Below are 729 nucleotides of genomic sequence, written 5' to 3'. Positions count from 1 at the left end.
AACTGCAAGCAGAGGCCGCCGAACGCGTCAGCAAGCAGATGCAAAGCCTCAAACCCATCAGCGCGCCTACGCCTTATCTGCAAAGCAAGGGCATTGGCATCTATCAGGGCGCAATGACCAGCCAGGACGGCAAAGCCACCATCATTCCGGCTTATGACAGTGACGGGAAACACTGGACAACCCAGTACATTCAAGAAAACGGCGAAAAACGATTTGCCAAAGACGCGCGCAAAAAGGGCTGCTTTCATCCGGTCGGCGGCATGGACGCGCTGAAATCCGCGCCGGTATTGGTCATTGCCGAAGGCTACGCCACCGCCGCCAGCCTCGCCGAAGCGCTTGGGTCTGCCACAGTTGCCGCCTTTGATAGCGGCAATCTCAAAGACGTAGCCTGTGCCCTGCACGAGAAATACCCGAACAAGCCGATAGTGATTGCAGGCGATGACGACAAATTGCAAGAAAGCCAAAACGGGCGCAACCCCGGACGGGAAAAAGCCACCCTCGCGGCCAAAGCCGTAGACGGCGCGGCGGTCTTCCCCATCTTCGCCCCCGGCGAGCAACAGGAAAAGCGCTTATCCGACTTTAACGACCTTGCCCAAAAAAGCGCATTGGGCAAGGACGGTCTCAAACGCCAAGTCACTGCCGCCATCCGCCAAGAAACCCAGCGCCATCAACAACGCCGCCAGCAGCAACAAGCGCGGGAGGCCAAACAGGAGCAGGGAATGAAAATGT

The 729-nt window shown here is 57.9% G+C and carries 1 protein-coding gene; it reads left to right on the top strand.

The genetic code is table 11. From position 1 onward, the window contains the following. The coding region (locus AXE65_RS05365) for a toprim domain-containing protein (protein WP_153015396.1) at nucleotides 1-729 on the top strand (729 nt) is incomplete at both ends.

This window comes from Ventosimonas gracilis, assembly GCF_001580025.1.
Lineage (GTDB): Bacteria > Pseudomonadota > Gammaproteobacteria > Pseudomonadales > Pseudomonadaceae > Ventosimonas > Ventosimonas gracilis.
This window is presented reverse-complemented; position numbering and strand designations above follow the sequence as displayed.